This is a genomic window from Mycobacteriales bacterium (genome assembly GCA_035533475.1).
Lineage (GTDB): Bacteria > Actinomycetota > Actinomycetes > DATLTS01 > DATLTS01 > DATLTS01.
This window is the reverse complement of record DATLTS010000014.1, coordinates 20,911-41,727: the sequence shown is the minus strand read 5'-3', so window position 1 is coordinate 41,727 and position 20,817 is coordinate 20,911. Positions and strand designations below refer to the sequence as shown.

Sequence of the window (20,817 nt, the reverse complement as noted above, 5' to 3'; positions counted from 1 at the left end):
ACCCCTGGCCTCCCGGGTGGTACCCATTGCAGGGTGAGGATCTGGCAGCGCACCCTCGATCACGTCACCGTCCCGCCGCGGCCGCTCGCGCTTGCGTCGCCCAAGCTGCGCGGGGCACTCGTCGCCGCCGTGCTCGCCCTCGGCTGTCTCGTCGCCGGCGGGGTGTGGGGCAACATCCACGGCAACCTGCACCATCGGGTCGTCGCCGGGGGAGCCGCCGCCGGTTTCGTGCTGGCGTCGCTGGTCGGTATCCGGCACACCGCCAACGAGTTCGCCAGGGTGCTCGCCGCCCGCACCGGGGTTACGCACGCCTCGATCGTGCGGTGGCTCATCATGGTCGTCGGGTACCTCATCGCCACCTTCGCCACCCTCGATCTGCTCTCGGTGCCGGTCGGCCATTTGCTGCTCGGCGGGGCCCTGACCGGGATCATCATCGGGATCGCCGCTCAGCAGTCCCTGGGCAACATCTTCGCCGGGATCGTGCTGCTGCTGGCCAGGCCGTTCAACGTGGGAGACGACATCCGGATCCGCTCCGGGGCGCTCGGCGGCGAGCTGCTCGGAGCGGTCAGCGGGATGGGCCTCACCTACGTGACCCTCGTCACCGCGGACGGTCCGCTCTCGGTGCCGAACTCCGTGTTGCTCGCGGCCGCGATCGGCCCGGGGAAGCCGGCGGCGCCGCCGGCGGGTCAGTCCAGCCGCTCCACGATGTAGTCGATGCAGGCCGTGAGCGCCTCGACGTCCGTGGTCGGGATGTTCGCGAACATCGCGATCCGCAGCTGGTTGCGGCCGAGCTTGCGGTAGGGCTCGGTGTCGACGATTCCGTTGGAACGCAACGCTTTCGCGACCGCTGTGGCGTCGATGGGCTCGTTGAAGTCGATGGTTCCGACAACTGGCGACCGCGCCTGCGGGTCCGCGACGAACGGGACGGCGTAGTCGCTTTTCTCGGCCCAGGTGTAGAGCGCCTGCGCCGACTCGGCGGTCCGGGTGGTTGCCCAGTCGAGGCCGCCCTGGGCGAGCATCCACTCGAGCTGCTCGGCAAGCAGGAACAGGGTAGCGAGTGCCGGGGTGTTGAGCGTCTGGTTGAGCCGGGAGCTCTGCACCGCCGCGCTCAGGTCGAGGAAAGCCGGCGTCCAACGGCCCTTGGTCGCGATCCGGTCGGCCCGCTCGATCGCCGCGGGGGAGAGCGCCGCGAGCCACAGCCCACCCTCCCCGCCGAAGTTCTTCTGCGGGGCGAAGTAGTACGCGTCGCACTGGTCGAGGTCGATCGGGATGCCGCCCGCCGCGCTGGTCGCATCGATCAGCAGGAGCGCACCCGGATCGGCCCCCGGGACGCGGCGGACCGGGCAGGTCACCCCGGTGGACGTCTCGTTGTGCGGCCAGCAGTACGCGTCGATCCCCGACTCGGCCAGCGGCTCGGGCCGACTGCCGGGCCCGGCCTGGCGGATCGACGGGGTCTCGAGGAACGGCGCGGCGGTGGTCTCCGCGGCGAACTTCGCACCGAACTCGCCGAACGACAGGTGCTGCGAACGCCGCTCGACGAGGCAGAACGCGGCGATGTCCCAGAACGCGGTCGCCCCGCCGTTGCCGAGGGCGATCTCGTAGCCGTCCGGCAAGCCGAGCAGGGCGGACAGCCCGTCGCGCACGCGGCCCACCACGTTCTTCACGCCGCCTTGCCGGTGCGAGGTGCCGAGGAAGGCGCTACCGGTCGCCGCGAGCGCGTCCACGGTCTCGGGACGTACCTTCGACGGACCGGAGCCGAACCGGCCGTCGGCGGGTTTGAGGGCGTCGGGCAGGGCGATCTCAGCCACGGTTCTCCAGTTCGGCCAGGGTTTTCGGGACGGCGGACACCGGACGCGGGCCGGGCCCGATGTAGCGGGCGCTCGGGCGGATCAACCGCTCGGTGCGCTTCTGCTCGAGGATGTGGGCGCTCCAGCCGGCGGTCCGGGCGCAGGCGAACATCGACGTGAACAGGTCCGCCGGGACCTCCGCGAAGTCGAGAACGACGGCCGACCAGAACTCGACGTTCGTCTCCAGGACGCGATCGGGCTTGCGCTCGTGCAAGGCGCCGAGCGCCGCTTTCTCGAGTTCCTCCGCCGCCGCGTAGCGCGGGGACCCGAGCTCGCGCGCGGTCCGCCGCAACACTCGGGCCCGCGGGTCTTCCGCCCGGTACACCCGGTGGCCGAAACCCATCAGCCGCTGACCGGAGTCGAGCAGCGCTCGGACGTAACCCTCCGCGTCCCCGCTCTTCTCCACCTCGTCGAGCATGGCCAGAACCCGGGACGGGGCGCCGCCGTGCAGCGGACCGGAAAGCGCGCCGACCGCACCGGACAGCGCGGCCGCCACGTCGGCCCCGGTCGAGGCGATGACCCGAGCGGTGAACGTCGACGCGTTCATGCCGTGCTCGGCGGCGGCCACCCAGTAGGCGTCGATCGCCTTGACGTGCGCCGGGTCGGCCTCACCGCGCCAGCGGATGAGGAACCGCTCAACGATCGACTTCGCCCGGTTGATCTCGGACTGCGGGACCGGCGGCAGGTCCCCCCCGCGGGCTGACTGCGCCACGAAGGACATCCCGGTCACCGAGCAGCGGGCGAGGTCCTCGCGGGCCTGCGTTATGTCGATGTCGTGCAGCTGGTGCAGCCCCCACTGCGGAGCCAGCTCGGCCAGCGCCCCTTGCAGGTCCACCCGGGTGTCGCCGAAACGCAGCGGGATCGGCAGCGGCTCGGCCGGGGGCAGGCCCGGCTCGAAGGCGCCATCGACCAGGAGTCCCCAGACGTGCTCGAATCGCACATGGCCGGCGAGGTCCTCGACGTCCACACCCCGGTAGCGGAGCGCACTGCCGGCCTTGTCCGGCTCGGCGATCTCGGTCTCGAATGCGATGACCCCTTCGAGCCCCGGCTTGAATACGGTGTCGTCGGACATGCGGCCGGGGACTCCCCTCGTCGGCAGGCGGCGAGCGGCAGCCCACCGGAGCCCAGTGTCTCGCGTCCCGGCCGCTGCTGTCGGATCGGGGCGCACCGGCGGCGGGAAGGATGCACGTGGACGAGGCGGGGCGGCGCCGAACGGGCCCCGGCCCCGGGCTGAGCGCGGGGACCCGGTGAGTGGATCGGGGGAGCTCGCGCCGGTGGCGCCGTCGGGGGCGCCCCGGGCCATCCTCGCCGACATCACCCCCCTGCGTCGCCCCGACTACCGGCGGCTGTGGGCTGGGACCACGGTCTCCGTCATCGGGTCACAGCTCACCATCGTGACCGTCCAGATCCAGGTCTACGCCGAGACGCGCTCCTCGTTCGACGTCGGGCTGATCGGGCTGGCCGGGCTGGCCGGGCTGGTCGGCTTCGGTTTCGTCGGCGGCGCGGTCGCCGACTCGCACGACCGGCGGCGGGTGGCGATGTTGACATCGAGCCTGCTCACCCTGTGTTCGGGGGCACTCGCGGCCCAGGCGGGCTGGCACGTGCGGGCGGTCTGGGTTGTGTATCTGCTGGTCTTCGCGATCTCCGCGCTGTCCGCGATCGACCAGCCGACCCGAGGGGCGATCGTGCCGCGGTTGCTGCCGCCGAGCGAGCTGCGAGCCGGCAACGCGCTGGCGCAGATCTCGATGAGCGTCGGGTTCACCGTCGGCCCGTTGCTGGCCGGACTGCTGGTCTCCCAGGTCGGCGCGTTCGCCGCCTACCTCGCCGACGCCGGGTCGTTCCTCGTGGCGCTGTACGCGATCTGGAGATTGCCGCCGGTGCCGCCGCTCGGGGAAGCCCCCAGGGCGGGGTTCCGCTCGGTCGGCGAGGGCCTGCGGTTCCTGCGCAGCAAGCCGGTGCTCTACATGACATTCCTCGTCGACATCAACGCGATGGTTTTCGGTATGCCCCGTGCGCTGTTCCCCGCGCTGGCCGGATCGTTCTTCCACGGCGGCGCCGGAGTCGTCGGACTGCTCAACGCGGCCCCCGCGGTGGGCGCTTTGGTCGGCGGGGTGCTGTCCGGGGTGCTCGTCCGGGTGCGCCGGCAGGGGCTCGCCGTCCTGGTCGCGGTGGCGGTCTGGGGGGCGGCGGTCACCGGATTCGGCTTCAGCCGCTCGCTGCCGGTCGGCCTTCTCCTGCTCGTCGTCGCCGGTGCGGCAGACCTGGTGAGCGCCGTCTTCCGTAACACGATCCTCCAGGTGCTGACCCCGGATGCGCTGCGCGGCCGGTTGCAGGGGGTGTTCATCGTCGTGGTGGCCGGCGGCCCGCGGCTCGGCGACGTGGAGGCGGGCAGCGTGGCCGCGCTGGTGTCGCCGGCCTTCTCGGTGGTGAGTGGCGGGCTCGCCTGCATTGTCGGCGTGGTGGCGCTCGGACTGGCGGTGCCGGCCTTCGCCCGGTACCGGGGGTAGCGCCGCCCGACCGCGCCCTCCGAGGCCGGGCAGCGAGCTAATCCGGGCGTCCGCCGGGGGCCGAGTGGGCGGTCAAGTTGATCTTTCACGCTCGGAAGGCGCCGGATTTCCGTGCAAACCGCCCACTCGAGCTCGGCGGACCGCGGAGTTGCGCAACCGGGTCAGCGACGCAGTGGATCGCCTGGCGAAGGCTGGAGTGTCAGTTCGCGATGCCGGCCGCGCGCTCGGCGTCTCGCCACGGCGCGTCTCTCAGCTTGCTCGGGATCACCGGCTGGCGGAGCGTGGCACGCGGGTCGCAGACACGATCCGAAGGACGGCCCGCGGAGCATCGCGATCGAAGGTGTAAGCCACGCGGCGTGGCGCCTAAAACGGAAGTCTCCGGACGTATCGGCGCCCGCCGGTGGGGTAGCAGACACATCCGGGAGGAGTTCGCCCGCCCACGTCGAAGAGTCCTTCCTGAAGCCCCAAGCGACGAAGGAGGGTTCCCCGGTGCGGCTCCCCCAGCTTCCGTTACCGGGCCGGATTCGAGGCCTGTCGCCGACGGTCGTCACGGCGGCCGTCACCGTGACCCTGCTCGCCGGCAGCGCGCTGGGCGCCAGCCAGCTTGTCGCCGACCATCATCTGGCGGGTCGGTCCCACCTGGTGGCTGCGGTCGGCCCGACCGGCGCGCCGGCGCCCACCCACGGCGCAACCTCGACCCTCCACAGCTCCGCGCCCGTCGAGCCGACGGTCGCGCCGCTCCGCCGGCTCGAGACGGCCGACCTGCTCATCGTCAGCTCGCACCCGCTGCCCCTGGCTGAGGTCCGCGCGGTCGCCCGGCTCGCCGGCGTGCGCGGCGCGGAGCTGGCCGATGAGGGCCGGGTTGCGCTGGCCCGGCACCCGGCCGAGATGCTCGGGGTGATCCCTTCGACCTTCCGGGCCTGGACCCCCCTCTACACCGCCCGCTCCGACGCACTCTGGCAGTCCGTGGCCCGCGGGGACACGGCGGTGAGCTTCGACATCGGACATGACGCGCGGCTCCCGCTCGGCGGCACCGTGCCGGTCGCCGGGCGGCACCAGCTGCCGATCCGGATCGGGGCTTTCGCGTCGGTCGGCATCGCCGGCGTCGACGCGATCGTCACGGATACGCAGGCCAGGCGGCTCGGCCTCGTGCACGGCAACGCGCTCGTGGTCAGCGCGCCCGGCGTCGACCCGACCACCCTGCGCCAGGAGGTGGCGGACCTCATCCCGCACGCCGGACACGTCGAGCTGCTCCGGCCGGTCATCGTCGTCCGCGATGCGGGAGAGTTCCTGACTCGCGCACAGATCAACACCGTGCTCCGGGCGGCTTGGAGCCGGCTCGGGCTCCCCTACGTATGGGGGGCTACCGGGCCGCTCTCGTTCGACTGCTCCGGGCTCGTCCAGTGGTCCTACGCCCGGGCCGGCATCTTGTTGCCGCGAACCGCGGCGGAGCAGTTTCTTACCGGCCCGCATATCCCGCTCGCCGATGCCCGGCCGGGCGACCTGCTGTTCTGGACCTACGACCCGACGGCGCCCGGGTTCGTCGACCATGTCGCCCTCTACGTGGGGAACGGGATGATGGTCGTGGCGCCGCACACCGGAGACGTCGTCTCCTACGCGCCGGTTCCGCTGGCCGACCTGGCGGGTGTGGTCCGGGTCGATCCGGCTTTCTGAGCCACCGGCCCATCCGGACGGCTCAAGACCGCGCCGGCGCCTTCCGACATCTAGTCCACAGGGCCGCCATCCGGGCGGCCGGTTGTTGGGGGAACCATGCGCCGAACGTCGCTCCTAGCCGTTGCCGGGCTCGCGGCGCTGGTCACCGGCTGTTCCGGCGCGGCCAGCACCGCCGGGAGCTTCGTGCCGATCCACCACCCACGGGCGGCGCGCACGGTGGAGCAAGTGGCCGCGCCCGCTGCGGTGGCGAAGACCCCGGCAGCAGCTCTCCGGCTTGCGGTGGCGAACACGCTCGGCGCCCAAACTGCCGCCGTCAGCGAGGAGATCAGCTTCCCGGACATTCCCGCCAAGGCGGGACGGCTCAACAACATGGCGCTCCAGATCGCCGGCAACGTCGACTTCGCCCACGACCGCGGGCGCGTCCTGTACTACCCGCAGCCGCAGATCGACAAGTTCACCGCCGACCTCCAGCCCGTCGAGGTGGTCCAGACCCGCGGCAAGGACTACCTGTTCGTCGCGCACACCCAGATCGGCTTCCAGCCCGAGCCCAAGGGTGGCTCGGTGAAGCTGTTCCTCCAGGACGAGCGGTTCGCCGCCGGGCCGATCACCGACGACGGGATGCGTGACCTGTCGCAAGTTGGACTGACGCATGAGTACAGCTTCAGGATCAAGCTGACCGAGTTGCTCGCCAGCGACAGCCCGAGCAACCTGCAGGACGCCGCGACCCGGGCATTGGCCCAGTCGCCAGCCACCGAGGACGTGTACGTGGACTCGACGGGTCGGATCGTCTGCCTGGTCGAGACAATCACCATCGCCGGCACGAGCCTGCCGGCCAACGAGCGGCGGGTACGGGCGGTCATCCGCCTCAGCGGATTCGGGGGCAGCGTGTACCAGCACGTGAACCCCAAGGGTCAGCCCACCTCGCTGTTCCTCGTCTAGCGTCATGATCACCGCACTGCTGCTCTGCGCGGTCGTACTCGGCAGCCTCGGGTCGACCTTCCTGTTGCTGCGCTGGATGCAGGGGCGCCAGGACCACCGTGGCGAGCTCGAGCTGGTTCGCCAGGTCGAGAGTTTCCTCGGGGCGATCGCGACGGACCGCGCCGCCTAGCGTTTGGCTGCCGGCCGGGTGGGGCCGGCCCGAGGCTAGGTCTGGTCCCGCCTTCCAGATCCAGCCCCGGCGGGTACCTCCGCTTGCGGAGGGTAGGTTCGAGCCATGTTGCGTCCTGCGGTGCACCCTGGCCGGCTGGCGGCCTGGCGCTGCGCACTGCGGACCACCAACCCCCCGGCCGGTCCGATCGATCCGGTAACCCGCTGGCTGGTCGTCACCCGCGCCGCTGTCCTGCCAATGACCCTCACCGCGGGGGCGGTTGCCGCCCTGCTCGCGGTGGATCGCGGTGGCGTGAACGTGCCCGACCTGGTCCTCGCCCTTGTCGGGATCACCGCCGCGCACGTCTCGAACAATCTGATGAACGACCTTTTCGACACCGCCGTCGGCGGCGATACGGAGAGCTACCCGCGGGCGCTGTACGCACCGCACCCGATCCTGTCCGGTCTGGTCAGCCGACGGGCCCTGGTCATGGCCATCCTCGCCATCAACGTGATCGACCTCGCGATCCTCGTCGCGCTCACCGCACGTCGCGGATGGCCGGTGGCTGCGATTGCGGTGGCGGGCTTCGTGCTGTCCGTGGCGTACACGGCCCCCCCGTTGAGGCTGAAGAAACGTGGGTTGGGGGAGCCTGACGTTTTCGTGGTGTGGGGCCCGCTGATGGTGGGTGGCACCTACTACGCGGCGGTCGGGACGCTTCCCTGGCAGATCCTGCTGGCATCTGTTCCGTATGGCTTGCTCTGCACCACGGTGCTCATGGGCAAGCACATCGACAAGATCCCGTTCGATGCGCCGGTCGGGACCCGGACGCTCCCGGTGATCCTGGGCGAGGGACGCGCTCGCGCGGTAACCCGCGGCCTGCTCGCCGGGTACTACGTGTCCGTTGTCGCCTGCGTGGCCGCCCGGGCGCTCCCCTGGCCGGCTCTGGCGACGTTCGGAGCGCTGCCTGCGTTGGTCAAAGTGTGGCGCTACTTCGGGGCGCCGCGCCCCGCCGAAGCCCCGCCGCGGTTCCCGGTCTGGCCGCTGTGGTTCGCCGCCATCGCATTCCTGCATACTCGGCGGGCCGGTGCGCTGCTCATCGTCGGGCTCGCCGTTGCCGCGGGACTGGGGATCCGGTGACGCAAGACTCCGACCCAGCGGTGCGTGTCGAGCGTGACGGGCCGGTGACGACCGTCGTCCTCGACCGGCCGCACGCGCGCAATGCCGTCGACGGGCCCACGGCCCGGGCCTTGACCGCGGCGTTCCGGAGCTTCGAGGCCGACGAATCGGCCAGGGTCGCCGTGCTCTACGGCGCCGGAGGCACGTTCTGCGCCGGCGCGGACCTAAAGGCGCTCGGCAGCGAGCGACGGAACGACACCGTGCCAGTTGGCATGGGTGACGGTCCAATGGGCCCAAGCCGGTTGCATCTGTCGAAGCCGGTGATCGCCGCGATCGCGGGCCATGCGGTGGCCGGCGGCCTGGAACTCGCGTTGTGGTGCGACTTGCGGGTGGCCGAGGCCGATGCCGTGCTCGGGGTGTACTGCCGGCGATGGGGAGTCCCCCTCGTCGACGGCGGCACGGTCCGCTTGCCCCGACTGATCGGCGTCGGTCGCGCACTCGACATGGTGCTCACCGGGCGCGGGGTCGGGGCCGAGGAGGCGCTCAGCTTCGGCCTGGTCAATCGGGTGGTGCCGGCGGGCACCGCATTGGCGGCGGCCCAGCAGTTGGCCGGTCAGATCGCGGGTTTCCCCCAGCAGTGCATGCGTGCCGACCGGGCATCGGTCTATGACCAGCAGGGCCGTGCCGAGCCGGAGGCACTAACCGCGGAGTTCATCGGTGGGTCCGCTTTGCTCGGTGGGGACGAGATCGAGCAGGGGGTCGCCCGTTTCGGATCCGGCGCCGGGCGGCACGGGGCGTTCTGATCACTCCCATCCGTCGCACCAAAGGAGTAGCCGAATGAAAGGCCGTACTCTCGGGGCCGATCGGCTCGCTGTTTCCGCTCTCGGCCTTGGTTGTATGGGGATGAGCGAGTTCTACGGCGACGCAAATGAAGCCGAATCGATCTCGGTCATCCACCGGGCCCTCGATGCCGGTTGTGTCTTCCTCGACACGGCGGACATGTACGGACCGTTCGTCAACGAGGAACTAGTCGGGCGGGCGATTGCCGGTCGCCGCGACGAGGTCGTTCTCGCGACCAAGTTCGGCGTGCAGCGGGGCAGTGACGGATCGCGACTCGGCATAAACGGTTCACCTGAATACGTCCGGGCGGCATGTGAAGCATCGCTCCGCCGGCTGGGAGTCGACCATATCGACCTGTATTACCAGCACCGCGTCGATCCCGGCGTTCCGGTGGAGGACACGGTCGGGGCGATGTCGGAGCTGGTAAACGCCGGCAAGGTGGTCCACCTGGGACTGTCCGAAGCGGGGCCGGAGACGATCCGACGGGCGCACGCAATCCACCCGATCGCCGCGCTGCAGACCGAGTACAGCCTCTGGTCCCGGGATCCGGAGGACGAGATCCTCCCGACGGTTCGCGAGCTCGGGATCGGCTTCGTCGCGTACAGCCCACTCGGTCGAGGATTCCTGACCGGCCGCTTCCAGACCATCGAAGACCTGGCGGAGGACGACTTTCGCCGTCACTCGCCTCGGTTCCAAGGGGAGAATTTCCTGCGGAACCTGGATTTGGTCGCCCGGGTCCGGGACATCGCGTCCGAGAAGGGCTGCACGCCGGCGCAGCTGGCCATCGCGTGGCTGCTCCACCAGGGCGAGGACATCGTGCCCATCCCCGGAACGAAGCGGCTGGCTTATCTCGAGGAGAATCTGCCGGCTGTCGACCTCGAGCTCTCGGATATGGATCTCGCGCGGATCGACGAGCTGGCCCCTAAGGGCGCCGCAGCCGGCGATCGCTACGCGGACATGAGTTCGGTCAACCGGTAGGGCGGCTCGCGAGGGTGGCCCGGCCCTCGTTGCAGGGTCGCCAGCCGGCGACTCCGGCGTAGGCCTGGCGTAGGCCTGGCGTAGGCCCTCGTAGGTCAGGTGGATAGAGCGTCCGCCTCCTATTCCGGTCTAGCGATCTTTGGCATGAGCGGGCCATACGACGAAACCGCAGGTCGCAGCTTCCGGAAGCACGATCTCGACTGCGGGGGCGGGGAGCGAGGCCGAGCCCGCTCTTCGCCCTCAAGATCATCCGCGCGAGCGTTTGCCCCCATGAACGTCCGAGCCGAGTGTGCGCAGCACGCAGGTGCTTACCACCCTCGGCGACGGCGCGGCTGAAGGGGTCCAGAACCCCGGTTGCGGCGTTGAGCGGGCTAAACGCTCGGCGGTCGATGAACCGGCCCCTCGCTGGCGATCTTGGCAGAAGTGCAGGAACTACCGGATGTTGGTGGGCGGTGGCGTTCCATGTTCCTCGTACTCTTCTGCGCTCCCGGTCGCCACCCGTCGCACTCGGGATGCTCAGCGGCAAGATTATCTGCGTGGACGTTCGCCCTGGTCAGCGCAGAGGCCAAGTACTTGCACCCCACGGCTCGCCAAGCCTCCGGTAAGTGGAGAGTAGACATGTGTTCGAAAAAGTGAACACTCGCCTATACTCCGTTCGTGAACCTCACCTCCCCGGCCGCATCGGTCTTGCCAGCTCTGCGCGCCCGGGTCCTGATGGTGCTCGCGCGGGTGGAGGCCGGCCTGACCGGACGTCGGGTTGCTGCCTTGGCCGCCGGCAGCGTGGCGGGCGTCGCCAAGATCCTTGAGACGCTGGTCCACGGGGGCCTCGTGCACCGCATTGACGCCGGGTCCGCCAGCCTGTACTTCCTCAACCGTGACCACCTTGGAGCATCTGCAGTACTCAGCCTGGCCACGATGCGCGAGCGACTGATCGAAATGCTGCAGCGGCGAGTCAGCGAATTCACCCACCGACCCTTGAACGCGACCCTCTTCGGCTCGGCAGCTCGGGGCGATGGCGACGAGGAGAGCGACATAGACCTGCTTCTGGTCCGTCCTGAGGCGATATCCGAGGACGACGAGGCCTGGACGGACGACATCGAACGGCTCGCCACGTCCGTTCTCGCATGGACCGGCAACCCTCTGAGTGTCGTCGAGTACACGCCCGCGGATCTCGTCGTCAGGGCCGGGGGGCGCGACGGCCTGCTCGATCGGATCAACCGTGAAGGAGTACACCTCCACGGCACCGTCCTGCGGGCGCTACGTCGACGCGCGGGAGTCGGCGTCGGAGCTCGATGAGCGCCGAGATCGTCGCCGACGAACACATCGCCAAAGCTGACCAGTTCCTCGCCGCCGCAGAGCTCGCACTCGGCGAGAGCCTGTGGGACGCCGCAGCCAGCTGCGCGGTGAGCGCTGGCATCCACGCGAACGACGCCATTTGCCTGGCGCGGCTCGGCCGGTTCTCAACGGCGAAGTCCCATGGCGAGGCGGTGGCCTTGGCTCGCACCGCCGGCCCGGATGGTCGCGCGGCCGCCACTCAACTCACCCGACTGCTGGCCGTCAAGAACAAGGCGCAGTACGACAGCACCGCAATCGGAGCGAACTCCGCCCGGAAGGCGGTGGACACCGCGAACAAACTCGTGGAGCTAGCACACCGGGTTCGAGCCGGGTGAACCCCCGCGCGGGCGCTGGTACTCATTTCGCGACCGTTTCGTTGGCAACGCGCCGAACCACGGCATCGTGGTCGGCACGGATCCAAGCTGCAGCGGTCAGTGCGCGTCGATCATGCCCAGGAGCCGAGTATGAACGTGGCAGGCGACACCGGTGCCGCACTTCCCGTGATCTTCAGACCATCCATCGCCCACAGGGGAAAGTGCATGACTAGCGAATGTTGGTGGGGGCCAAGTGTCATGTTCCTAATGCACTTTCCCGGGAATCGCCGGGCCGGCAAGCGGATCTGCCCGCCAAGCCACGTTGAGCAGGTCGGTGACTGTCCCAGCGTCAACATCCTTGACCGGTCTCAGGCCGGCACACGCGCTTCTCCGCCTGGCCAGTGTCCCCCGCCGGTGCGAAACCCCAGGCGGAACGCGAGCCCCGACCTGCGCTGCGGCGGCGGACCACAAGCTCCCCAGAGCGCCGGGGGTGTTCGGGCTGGCTCCTCGCACACGCCCCCTGAGCGCCTCGCCCGGCGCCGACACCCTGACCCACCCATATCCTCCGCCGACCGGGCGAACCGGCCGGCATGGCCACCAGGTCGCGGGCCACCGGACCGCCGCACGACCACCACCGGTGCGCGACGCGACGGGGACGGTTGCGGGGGCTGCTCGGCTGGGTACCTCGGGCGGACGGTGGTGTGCGGTGGCGGTTGTTTACTCCGAGGTGGTGAGGAAGCTCAGCAGTTGCGGCCAGGCGTCTTGGCGGGCGAGGGCGTTCGCCACCGGGCTGCCGCCAAGGTAGAGGGTGCCGAGCGGGGAGCTGGTCTCGGTCCCTCCCGTGGGCAGGTTGGGTAGCAGGATGTCGACGCCGTGCCCGGCATCGGGATAGCTCAGCTGGCGGTGGCGGAACGGGTCATGGTGCTCGTCGAGCCGGGCGGTGATCTGCTCCGAATAACTGCACGACGGCCACAGTTCGTCTTGGCCTCCGCAGATCGCGAGGACCGGGCCGAGGATCCGCTCGACCGGGATCTGCGCGCCGACCGCGTCAGCCGCGCTGACCCCGATCAGCGCGAAGGGCACCGGCTGCCCACCCAACGTCCAGGCGGGGTGCTGGGGTCGGTCGGGGACGAGCTGGCCAGCGCGCTGGGCGAGGCGACGATCACCCCGTGCACCAGGCTCGGGAAGTGCGCGGCGACGAGCAGCGCGGCTTCGCTGCCGAACGAGCCGCCGAGGAGCATGATTCGGTTGGGGTTGATGCCGGGCTGGTCGGCCAGCCAGCGCAGCGCGCGGGCGAAGTACTCCAACGGAATCCGGGTCAGCGCGGCGGGCAGTCCCGGCTCGCCGAAATACGCCAACGCCAGGCTCGGGTAGCCGCGGGAGGCGAGCAGCGCAGCGAGCGGGGCGGTGAACAGACCGCCCTCGGAGCCACCGAGCGTGACCACCGCCGGGCCGCCCGGATGTGCCGGGCGGAACAGCTACCCGTAGAAACCCACCTTAGCCGGCCGCTCGACCTGCCCGGTCACTCCCGGGGCGAGCACACCCCGGGCCAGGCGCGCACTGGCAACGATTCGGCCTCCCACAACCGCCGTCACGGTGACCGCCGCCACCGTGGCGGTGCGCGTCGGGTCCGCCAACGCGTAGAAGGAGGTCTGCGGATCTCCACCGATCCGGCTCATCGACCACAACAGCCCGGCCGGCGCGACGCCGGAGTAGCTGCCCGCCATCGGCGGCATTTTAGCCAGATCAACGATCCCCGCCCGGTTCGCGGCGAAGACGACCGACGACGACCACGCCCGCCCGTCAGCGTCGTCAGATGTCGCCCCCACGTCGACCCGCGCACCCGGACGCAACCCGATCACGCTGATCCGCACCGGGGCGTCGAGCAAACCGACGGGATGGTCAATCAGCAGTCGGACCTGCAAGGCGGCGGCGGCGCCGCCGCAGCCGACAGCTCCCGCTGCGACGGCACACGCCATCCCAAGCATGACCGGCAACCTCGCCGACCGCGGCAAACCGAGACGCACAGACAGGCACCGTAGCAACCGAAAAGTCGGATCACCCAAATAGCCGGCGACTGACCAGGTTTCGCCCGCGTCGCGGCATGACCGTGTGGGCGGAATGGCTGGTGCGACCCGATTGGTGCGCGGTGTCCACGGCCAAGTGTTTTGATAGAAGCATGACCGGCCACGAGGACGTTCCGCGCGTTGTCTGTGCTAGCCGGGAGATTGCGGCCAGCGCTCAGCGGATCTTCGAGCTCATTGCCGACCCCGCTCAACAGCCTCGCTGGGACGGTAACGACAACCTGGCTGAGGCACCGGGCGGGCAGCGAGTCCGCGCCGTCGGCGCGGTGTTCATCATGACGACCACGACGGGCAACGTGCGGGAAAACCACATCGTCGAGTTCGACGAGGGCCGACTCATCGCGTGGAGACCCGCCGAGCCGGCCCAGGAACCACCCGGGCACCTGTGGCGATGGGCACTCGAGCCGATCGACTCATCGCGAACGCGCGTCACCCACACATACGACTGGACCGAGTTGACTGACGAAGGGCGCCTTCCGCGGGCTCGGGCGACTACGGCCGAGAAGCTTCAAGCTTCGCTGGACCGACTCGGCGCCCTCGTCGAGGGTCAGTGATCCCCCCACCGCTCCACCGAGGCAAAGGGGCGCGACCGGTGGCATGTGGGGTCGCCGCCGGAGTTACCCATAGCGCCGGCACTGCGCGCCTAGTGCCCGCAGGCCACCCGAACAGAGCGGCACGTTCTCGCGCTGCGGAGCGGCCCGGCAATTCTCCGGGACGCAGGCGGTAGTAGCGCCGGTGACGTGCGGCGAACCCGTTGCGGATTGATCGAATGTAATTGATCTTCTCGTGCCCGTTCCAGCTGATAAGGCCACATGACCGGGGAGCGGTGGCCCATTGGGCCGTTCACCTTGAGCATCTTCGGCACCGAGGCCCTCACGAAGATGACGACGATGGCGAGCCTGACTCCACGGTCCCCGCATCGCCACGCCCTGAGTCAGGAGACCAGGGCTCGGCCCTGACCTAACGTGAGGATGTCGAATAGCGTCGGCTTCGGAACGACACTTTGGACGGCTCGCGACTGGACCATAGCCGTCATTACTTGGCGTTTGCCACCAAAGCCAGCGGTGCAGAGGCTGCGCTCTAACGCGGCGATGGGCCCTCGCGATCTTGAGTGTGTCAATCTCGCCTGCCGATGTCGACGGGGCCGGCACGCCGATAGCCCGGGCCGCAGCCCGGCCGACTCGTTACGACCGGCTGTCCCAGCGTCCCGCGCGGTCCAGCCGATCATGCAGCCTGCGCGCCCGCGGAGGCTGCGAAGCGCCGAGCCGAAATATGTCCTTGCGGAAACATGGCTAAGAGGATGACGCCCGGGAAGTTGGTGTCCTGCGCGTTCCGCCGGTCAGGGTTCTTGGCCGACCGTGCCTTGTCGCGCCGCCACCTACGTCTGAGAACTGAGTTTTGGCACGCCCGAGGCCGGACGGACCTGCGCGCCGTGCGGTTGGGGGCGCCGCGGAGGCGGCGGCGTTCGCCTCGACGTGCTCCTTCGGCTGCATCCGCTACACCGGGGCTGCCCGCCGGAGTGCCGAGAGCCCGCGACGGCGCCGGCCCGGACCCGCGACCCAGCCGAGGCTCACGCCGGGTAGGCGGCCGCGGGGTCCAGCGGGAACAGCGGGCCGGGGGCATGCATCCGGGGCAGGCTGGCCAGTCGGTGGGTGGTGATACCCGGGGAGTCGCTGGTGATGACGGCGGCGGCCAGCTCCCGGAAACCGGACCGGAAGTGGTGCGCCGATTTCACCGCGACGATCGGGCGGGTCGCCGGGTCGATGCCGTGCAGCAGCAACGGTGTCCGATCGATGGTCTGCATGGGGCGGCTGATCACGATGACGTCTACGCCCTCGACGAGGAGCCCCGCGGTGCGTCCCAGCTGCACCCGGACCCCGGCCCCCATCGCGGCCTCCAGCACGATCTCGCCGTCGCTCAGCGTGGCCACGCGGGCGGTGCCCCGCAGCGGCGGTCCGTGCCGGTCGTCGGTGTGCCCGCCCAGCTCCATCCGCAGGGTGGCCCCGACTCCGGCTCGGTGCGCCTGCGCGGCGGCGGCCGGGTCGCACAGCCCGCAGAAGACGGCGCCGGCCGGTCGGGCCTCGATCAGGGCGCGGAGCAGGTAGGTGCCGTCGCCCGGCGCCCCGCCGCCGGGATTGTCCGACGTCTCGTTGACGACGACCGGACCGCCGGGGGCGCCCAGCGCCAGGACCATCGCCTGGCCGATCGCCTGAGCAGGATCGGGATAGCTGTGCTGAAAGCCCTCGCGTCGCGCCCACACTTCGGCGGCGAGGGCCCGCGCCGTCGCGCGCGCCTGCTCCGGGGCTGCGTCGGTCGTGACGATGACCTGGGCGCCGACGTGCGGGCTGTCGGTGTGCGGGAAGCCGTGCATGAACGTGGCGTCGATGACTCCGGGCTCACGCTCGGCCTGCAGGCACAGCGCCAAGAGGTCCCGGCCGACGCCGCTGTCAGTGGTGGTGGGGGCGACCAGCAGCGGCAGTCGTTCGACGGCGATCGCTGGGCGCCACTCGCCGCTGGTCAGTCGGGGGATAGCGAGCACGGCCTCGCGGCCGCGGTCATACATGTCGTCGTGCGGGTAGCGCTGCACACCGAACATCAGATCGACCGCGTCCGCTTCCCGGGCGGTGATGTGCCCGTGCAAATCATGCGTGACGACGAGCTGCGTGGCCGGCCCGATCACGGCACGAACGGCGGCGCACAGCTCGCCCTCGACGTCGGCGCAATCCTGGCTGATCGCGGCGCCGTGCAGGACGAGCACGACCGCGTCCACCGGCAGCGCCGCCGCGACGAGCGCGAGCAGCTCCCGCCGGAGGCTGCGGTAGGCCTCGGCGGCGATCACACCGCCGGGGAGGGCCTCGGCGAGCAGCGTCCCGATTACCTCGGCACCGAGCTCGGCCGCGGCATCGACCATCCCGCCCTCGTAGGTTCTCGTTCCCGCGGCCAGCCGGATCTGCTCGCCCCGGCGCACCTCGAAGTCGCCCAGGGTGGTGGGCACGGCGGCGTAGCTGTTGGTCTCGTGGGCGATGCCCCCGATCGCGATCCGCAGGCTCACGGGGTCACCGGGGCGCGCACCGGCCAGGGCCGGGCGCGCTCGATCTGCCCGGCCACGCCGAGCAGCAGGTCCTCGCGGTAGTGGCGGGCCACCAGTTGAACACCGACCGGCAGGCCCTCGGCAGAGGCGGTGAATGGCACCGACGCGGCCGGCTGGCCGGTGATGTTTGCCAGCGAGGTCACGAACCCCGGCACGTAGCGGGTCATCCGGGTGAGCGCATCGTCCAGGGTGGGCGCCGCGAAGTTCCAGCAGTCCAGGGGTGGCGGGGGCTCCGCTGTGGTGGGCAGCAGCCACAGATCGTAGCGGGCGAAGAACGGCGCCGCAGCTTCGGCGAAGCGCGGCAGCGCGTCCAGCAGTACGGCGAACGCCGGACCACTGACCGCACGGCCCCGCTCGATGTAGCGCCAGGTCAGCGGCTCCACGCCGGTCTCGGTGAGCTCGCTGCCGCTCTCCTCCGCCCAGGTCTGCACCCGCGCCGCGGTCGCAACTGGTACCAGGTCCTCGAGCCGTTCGGTCACCGCGGCCAACGGCCCGGCCGTCACATCGAGATGGTCTTCGGCGACGTCGTGGCCAAGGGATTCCAGCAGCTGGGCGGCATGGCGGACGGCCGCGACGACGTCGCAGTGCAATTCGAAACCGTCGGGGGGAGCGACGGAGAAGGCGATCCGCAGCCGGCCCGGCTCGGCGGTGACCGCCGTGGCGAAGGGACGCGACGGTGCGGAGACGAGGTTCGGCGCGTCCGGGCCGGCCCGGCTGAGCAGGTCCAGCGCCACCGCACTGTCGCGGACGGATCGGGTGAGCACATGGTTGACCACGAGACCACCCCAACCGATGCCGGGGGTACGGCCACGGCTGGGCTTGAGACCGAAGACCCCGCAGGCGCTGGCCGGGATCCGGATCGAGCCGCCCCCGTCGCTGCCGGTCGCGATCGGGGCGATGCCGGCGATCACCGCGGCCGCCGAACCCCCCGAGGAGCCGCCGGCAGTACGGCCGAGGTCCCACGGGTTGCGGCAGGCGCCGTACAGCGCCGGCTGCGTCGTCGCCAACAGCCCGGCCTCGGGCATGTTGGTCATCCCCACCGGGTTCGCGCCGGCGGCCCGCAGCCGCCCGACCACGGGATGGTCGCCCGCTTCGGGGGTCGCCGATCGGAACGCCGAACCGTGCCGGGCCGGCAGCCCCGCACATGGGTGGTTGTCCTTGGCCAGTAGCGGCACCCCGCTGAATGCGGCCTCGTCGGGTGCACCGGACGGGCCGGGACTGACGTGCAGATCCCCGGTGACGACGGCGTTGATCCGGCCGTTGACGGCGTCGAGCACGCTCTGCGCGGCCTGCTGCAGCTCGACCGGACTGACCTGACCGGACCGCACCAGGTCGGCCAGTCCCACGCCGTCGTGCCGCACGTACTCGTCCGCCCGCATGGCCGCCTCACCGTAAAACGTCGCGTCCTTGACACTGTAGTCGACCATCTGGTCTACTCCACGCCGGCCGCGGTAGTCCCGAGGAGGGCGCAGGGTGAGCCGAAGCGGCACCGAGGGAACGGCGGCACGCTGGGCGGCGGCGGGCCTTGGCCTCGCCGCTGTCCTGACGCTGAGCCTGGGGAGCGCCAGCGCCGACCCCCGACCGTTGGTGACCGACCTCGTCGTCGCGAACACCGACCATCAGTTGGCCGCCACCGATCAGGTCATCGACAGTGAACCGGCGATCGCGGTGGACCCGTCCCAGCCCGGTCGGGTGGCGGCCTTCAGCGGGCACGTCGGACCCTTTCAGCCGGAGGAGTGGATGCCCAACGGCTGCGCTCCCGATCCGGTGCAATGCCCCCTCGGTGCCCTGCAGACGCACGGGTCGGTGTGGACGTCGGGCAACGACGGCACACTGTGGACCAAGACCTACAGCGTGCCGCTCCCGCCGGGGGCGACCTTCGGGGCGAACACCAACGACCGGGTGCTCGCATACGACCGGACGGGCCACCTGATCGGGGCGTTCCTGACCTTCGACAAGGCGATCTACGCGGCCAGCGCGACCGACCCCACCCAGCCGGGCTCGTGGACCTACCCAACCAACGTCGACGGCTCGGTCCAGGCGGTAGCCCGCCACGACGAGTTCCTGCCGCCCAGCGTCGGACCGGTGGCCAACCCGGTGGGTCAACCCATCGGCGAACCGTTCGGCACGGTGGACCAGCCACAGATCGCGGTCGCGCCGGACCCGCTGAACCCCAGCCGGGACAACGTCTACATCGCCTACGAGGACGACGGCAAGTTCTATCAGGATCTGGACCCGAGGTTGTCGCTGTTCGTGGCGACCTCCTACGGCAGCGCGCCGCTGAATTTCACCGCGCACCACCAGCTGTGGTCGACTCCGGCCTGTTGCACCGACCTGCCGCGACCGGACCCGCAGACGACCGCGCCACTGAGCAACGTCAGCTATCCCGCCATCCGGCTCGCGGCGGATCGCCAGCCGGGCCCGCTCTACGCGCTGTGGGGGGTGTCCAAGGCGATCGGCCTCTTCCCCCGACCGTACGGCGCGCAGTTCGACACGCAGATGGGCACCTCGGCGTTGGTCCAGTACCACGTCGACGTGTCCCTCGACGGCGGTCGCAGCTGGCTCGCCAGCACCCACCCGGGCGGGTACGTGGTGGACACCGCGTTCAGTTCGCAAACCTCCGACAAGTTCGCCACGATCAACGGCCTGTACGGGGGGACGCACGCCGCGGGAGTCGACCCGAGAACCGGCGACCTGTACTACGTCTACGGGGCCATCGATCCGACGACCGAGATGAACCGACTGGCGATGCGCCGGGTGCGGGTGGGGGGACCGCTCGGGCTCACCGTCGGCCCGCAGCACTTCGTGACGGGGCAGGTGCAGGCAGCGCTGCCCGGGGTAGCGGTCACCGACGACGGGACGGTCGGCGTGCTCTACGACGCCTTCGACGGCTTCGACCCGGCCGGCTACCCGCTGATCAGCGTGCACCTGGCGCGCACCGGCGACGGCGGGCAGAGCTTCTCCGACACCGTCCTCACCCGCTTCCGGTCGGTGGAGAAGGAGAACCCGAACGACGCCGGGCAGCGCCCGCTCGGGGATTACCAACAGCTGACCGCGCAACGAGACAGCTTCTACGGCATTTTCACTGTGAACGGTCAGGCCTTCGGGCGGGCCGCGCCAAACTGGGACGTCGCGTTCGTCCGGGCTGGCGGCCTCGACCAGCAGCCGGCGGGCGACGACCTCGGGATGACGCTGCCGCTCACCCTCGGTGGCCTGGGTTTCGTCGGAGCCGCCGGGCCGTGCGTCAGATCACGGCCACGCCACCGGCGTCCGAGCGTGAGCCGGCCTCGTCTGGCCCGCCCGCAGCGACGAGGCTTTCCAGCACGCGCACGGCGAGCGTGACCCGCGCCCGGTCGCCGGTGACGAGCCCGTCGAAGACCAGGCCGCGCAACGCGGCCGCGACCAGCGTCGCGGTTCCGGGCGGGAGCTGGCGGTCCCCGACCAGTCGGGCGAGCAACTCCTCGGTGACCGCGAGGTCGTCGTGCACGGCGTCCACGGCGATCCCGCCGTACCGGTCCGGATCGATCTGGGCCAGCCCGAAGGATTGACGCAGCACCCGCAGCTCGGGCGTTTCCCGACCTAGCAGCCGCAGCATCGCCGACATGTCCCTGGGCTTGCGTCGGGCCAACGCGCGCAGGTCGTCCAGCCGCCGCTCCCGGATCGCGTGCAGCGCCTCGCGCAGCAGCGCCTCCTGGCTGCCGAAGTGGTAGAGCAGCATGCTGTGGCTGGTGCCGGCGGCGGACGCGGCGACCCGCAGCGAGAAGCCGGCCATGCCGAACTCGAGCAGGTGCGCGACGACCGCGGACAGCAGCTCCGCCCGCCGGCGCGCTCCGCGACTCATCGAGGCAGCGTAGCCCCCGTCCGGCGCAGGAGCCTTGCCGCGTAGTCGACCATGTGGTCTACTTTTGCCGTCGGTCCGCCCACCCAGAATGCGGGCGGTCCGC

Annotated in this window: 20 protein-coding genes; 12 read left to right on the top strand and 8 right to left on the bottom strand. The window is 70.6% G+C overall.

The window, feature by feature from the left end:
- The first annotated feature begins 33 nt into the window (after positions 1-33).
- Positions 34-711: a mechanosensitive ion channel family protein gene (locus tag VNG13_01730; protein ID HVA59240.1), complete on the top strand. Its 678-nt coding sequence runs from the start codon at positions 34-36 to the stop codon at positions 709-711.
- Here the strand turns inward: VNG13_01730 and serC are convergent.
- A complete protein-coding gene (gene serC / locus VNG13_01725; protein ID HVA59239.1) occupies positions 687-1,808 on the bottom strand; it encodes a phosphoserine transaminase in 1,122 nt (373 codons plus the stop codon). The genes VNG13_01730 and serC overlap by 25 nt on opposite strands.
- Complete coding sequence (locus VNG13_01720; protein ID HVA59238.1) at positions 1,801-2,919, bottom strand: citrate synthase 2; 1,119 nt, start codon at positions 2,917-2,919, stop codon at positions 1,801-1,803. Before VNG13_01720 ends, serC begins: the two co-directional genes overlap by 8 nt.
- 175 nt (positions 2,920-3,094) lie before the next feature.
- On the opposite strand from VNG13_01720, the gene VNG13_01715 reads away from it, so the two are divergent.
- The 9 genes from VNG13_01715 (at position 3,095) to VNG13_01675 (ending at position 11,719) form a co-directional block, all read left to right on the top strand.
- Positions 3,095-4,354, top strand: coding sequence for an MFS transporter (locus VNG13_01715; protein ID HVA59237.1), 1,260 nt, complete (start codon positions 3,095-3,097; stop codon positions 4,352-4,354).
- A gap of 489 nt (positions 4,355-4,843) precedes the next feature.
- Entirely contained in the window at positions 4,844-6,028 is a 1,185-nt protein-coding gene (locus VNG13_01710) for a C40 family peptidase (GenBank protein HVA59236.1), read from the top strand.
- Between the two features lie 96 nt (positions 6,029-6,124).
- A complete protein-coding gene (locus VNG13_01705; protein HVA59235.1) occupies positions 6,125-6,967 on the top strand; it encodes a hypothetical protein in 843 nt (280 codons plus the stop codon).
- 4 nt (positions 6,968-6,971) lie between these two features.
- The gene (locus tag VNG13_01700) at positions 6,972-7,136 is read left to right on the top strand and encodes a hypothetical protein (GenBank protein HVA59234.1); all 165 of its coding nucleotides are present in this window, start codon (positions 6,972-6,974) and stop codon (positions 7,134-7,136) included.
- A 105-nt stretch (positions 7,137-7,241) separates the two neighbouring features.
- A complete protein-coding gene (locus tag VNG13_01695) occupies positions 7,242-8,252 on the top strand; it encodes a prenyltransferase (protein HVA59233.1) in 1,011 nt (336 codons plus the stop codon).
- Positions 8,249-9,034, top strand: coding sequence for a crotonase/enoyl-CoA hydratase family protein (locus tag VNG13_01690; GenBank protein HVA59232.1), 786 nt, complete (start codon positions 8,249-8,251; stop codon positions 9,032-9,034). Before VNG13_01695 ends, VNG13_01690 begins: the two co-directional genes overlap by 4 nt.
- Positions 9,035-9,068: 34 nt before the next feature.
- Complete coding sequence (locus VNG13_01685; protein HVA59231.1) at positions 9,069-10,049, top strand: aldo/keto reductase; 981 nt, start codon at positions 9,069-9,071, stop codon at positions 10,047-10,049.
- Between the two features lie 657 nt (positions 10,050-10,706).
- Complete coding sequence (locus VNG13_01680) at positions 10,707-11,345, top strand: nucleotidyltransferase domain-containing protein (GenBank protein ID HVA59230.1); 639 nt, start codon at positions 10,707-10,709, stop codon at positions 11,343-11,345.
- Entirely contained in the window at positions 11,342-11,719 is a 378-nt protein-coding gene (locus tag VNG13_01675) for a HEPN domain-containing protein (protein HVA59229.1), read from the top strand. Before VNG13_01680 ends, VNG13_01675 begins: the two co-directional genes overlap by 4 nt.
- Positions 11,720-12,415: 696 nt before the next feature.
- Here the strand turns inward: VNG13_01675 and VNG13_01670 are convergent.
- The 3 genes from VNG13_01670 to VNG13_01660 are packed head-to-tail and all read right to left on the bottom strand — an operon-like array spanning position 12,416 to position 13,686.
- The gene (locus VNG13_01670) at positions 12,416-12,781 is read right to left on the bottom strand and encodes an acyl-CoA thioester hydrolase/BAAT C-terminal domain-containing protein (GenBank protein HVA59228.1); all 366 of its coding nucleotides are present in this window, start codon (positions 12,779-12,781) and stop codon (positions 12,416-12,418) included.
- Positions 12,766-13,143, bottom strand: coding sequence for an acyl-CoA thioester hydrolase/BAAT C-terminal domain-containing protein (locus VNG13_01665; GenBank protein ID HVA59227.1), 378 nt, complete (start codon positions 13,141-13,143; stop codon positions 12,766-12,768). Before VNG13_01665 ends, VNG13_01670 begins: the two co-directional genes overlap by 16 nt.
- 33 nt (positions 13,144-13,176) lie before the next feature.
- Positions 13,177-13,686, bottom strand: a complete 510-nt coding sequence (locus VNG13_01660) for an acyl-CoA thioesterase/BAAT N-terminal domain-containing protein (protein ID HVA59226.1) — start codon at positions 13,684-13,686, stop codon at positions 13,177-13,179.
- Between the two features lie 191 nt (positions 13,687-13,877).
- Between VNG13_01660 and VNG13_01655 the strand changes: the two genes are divergently transcribed.
- On the top strand, positions 13,878-14,336 hold the full coding sequence (locus tag VNG13_01655; protein ID HVA59225.1) for an SRPBCC family protein: 459 nt from the start codon (positions 13,878-13,880) through the stop codon (positions 14,334-14,336).
- Between the two features lie 1,016 nt (positions 14,337-15,352).
- Here the strand turns inward: VNG13_01655 and VNG13_01650 are convergent.
- Complete coding sequence (locus tag VNG13_01650) at positions 15,353-16,834, bottom strand: M81 family metallopeptidase (GenBank protein HVA59224.1); 1,482 nt, start codon at positions 16,832-16,834, stop codon at positions 15,353-15,355.
- On the bottom strand, positions 16,831-18,300 hold the full coding sequence (locus tag VNG13_01645; GenBank protein HVA59223.1) for an amidase: 1,470 nt from the start codon (positions 18,298-18,300) through the stop codon (positions 16,831-16,833). The genes VNG13_01650 and VNG13_01645 overlap by 4 nt, the downstream gene beginning before the upstream one ends.
- 46 nt (positions 18,301-18,346) lie before the next feature.
- On the opposite strand from VNG13_01645, the gene VNG13_01640 reads away from it, so the two are divergent.
- Positions 18,347-20,215 (top strand): hypothetical protein, encoded by a 1,869-nt coding sequence (locus tag VNG13_01640; GenBank protein ID HVA59222.1) that lies wholly within the window; start codon positions 18,347-18,349, stop codon positions 20,213-20,215.
- Here VNG13_01640 and VNG13_01635 read toward each other — a convergent pair.
- The gene (locus tag VNG13_01635; GenBank protein ID HVA59221.1) at positions 20,118-20,714 is read right to left on the bottom strand and encodes a TetR/AcrR family transcriptional regulator; all 597 of its coding nucleotides are present in this window, start codon (positions 20,712-20,714) and stop codon (positions 20,118-20,120) included. The two genes, VNG13_01640 and VNG13_01635, sit on opposite strands and share 98 nt — an antisense overlap.
- Positions 20,715-20,817 lie beyond the last annotated feature (103 nt).